A 1,386-nucleotide genomic window follows, 5' to 3' on the forward strand; every position below is an offset into this window, starting at 1 on the left:
TTCACGGCGCTGACGAACTTGCGGTAATTCTCTGTCTTTACGAACATTTTGCGCATGACGTTTCCTCCCATGCAATGCCTTTGCTTATGAAAATAGGTAAATAATCCGCGTACTCTTCGGTCTGGACGTACCATTCCAGCCAGTCGCGGTCTTCCTGCGTCCATGAATCCGGGTGAGTCATATGGTACTCGTACCGCTCGTAAGGGAACTCAAAGGCAGGCCGGGCCTTGCCGGGGCGAACGGATTGCGTGAGCGTCCCTTCTTCCTCGTCCGAGAAATCCGTTTCGAGAGCGGCCAGCGGCTCCACGTCAACCACCTGCCCGATCGGGCGGATGGAACTGACGACGGTTGCCGTGGCTCCGATGGAATCCCCGTTGTAGACCACCGTCGCGCCGGGGAGCTTTTTCTGAACCTGCGCTTGTGCCCTTGCGAGCTTGGCGCGCTGCGATACCCCGGCCTTCCTTTCGGCTTCGGAAATCATGTCCAGATAATCGATAGTGTTGCCGTCGACGAGTGCCCTACATATCTTCACCATGTCGGGCGTCTGGACGACGATGTAGCGAGGATCGTGCATGTCATAGCGGACCAGCACCTTTTTTCCGTTCCAAGACCACAGGGCGTCGGCGTAGTATTTCTTGCCAGCGAAGTTGATCCAGTTGTTATGAACGGGGCGTTCCGCCGCAGGCATGAACAGATCGTCATGCAGCGTCGGGTTCAGCCGCAACAGCTTGTATTCCGGGTTTTCGGCGAGCTTCACGTTCCAGTATTCGCCGGGCGAATAGTGCCGCCGCTTGCCGTTCGCGTCCGTAAACTTCGGGAGGGCCGTGTGGGGCGTGGCGTTGTACTCGTCAATGCGGAAGCACAGTGCCTCAAAGAACACGCCAAATGTAGGCAACTGTTCTGATTTTCCGTATTTTTTGATGTCTTTGTTGACGGAAAGCCGGAACGTCCGGGCCGTGTCCTGATCCATGTCCCGATGCACGCAGGAAGCGAACCGTTTCGCCAGATCGGTATGGATGGTCTTGACCGCCCGCTCCATGAGCCCTTTGCCCTGCGGGCGTCCGGGAATGGACGTCTTGCTGATCACGCCGAGCAGTGTCAGGACGCCCGTACCTTCTTTGGTAGACATGGCGTTTGCGTACCCCGGCCCGTTGTCTGTATAGAAAAAATACGGGACGCAATGGGTGATGCAGGCGACTCGGAAGGCGTCCAGAACGGTGAGCCCGTTTTCCGAGGTATCGATGGACACCCCGACGCACTTGCGGGTGGCGATATCCAGAATCAGGGTAATTTCCGGCCTGAACGCGCGCGGCTCATAGGGGTGCTGGACCAGTCCGTCAAAGGTGGTGCCGTCGCCCGTGAAGCCTTCGCCGGGAAGCATGTTTG

1 protein-coding gene is annotated in these 1,386 nt (G+C 57.6%); it reads right to left on the reverse strand.

All coding sequences use genetic code 11. From position 1 onward, the window contains the following. Positions 1–37: 37 nt before the first annotated feature. The coding region (locus tag T370_RS0121925; RefSeq protein ID WP_029437017.1) for a Mu transposase C-terminal domain-containing protein at positions 38–1,386 on the reverse strand (1,349 nt) is incomplete at its 5' end.

It is taken from the genome of Bilophila wadsworthia ATCC 49260 (assembly GCF_000701705.1).
Lineage (GTDB): Bacteria > Desulfobacterota > Desulfovibrionia > Desulfovibrionales > Desulfovibrionaceae > Bilophila > Bilophila wadsworthia.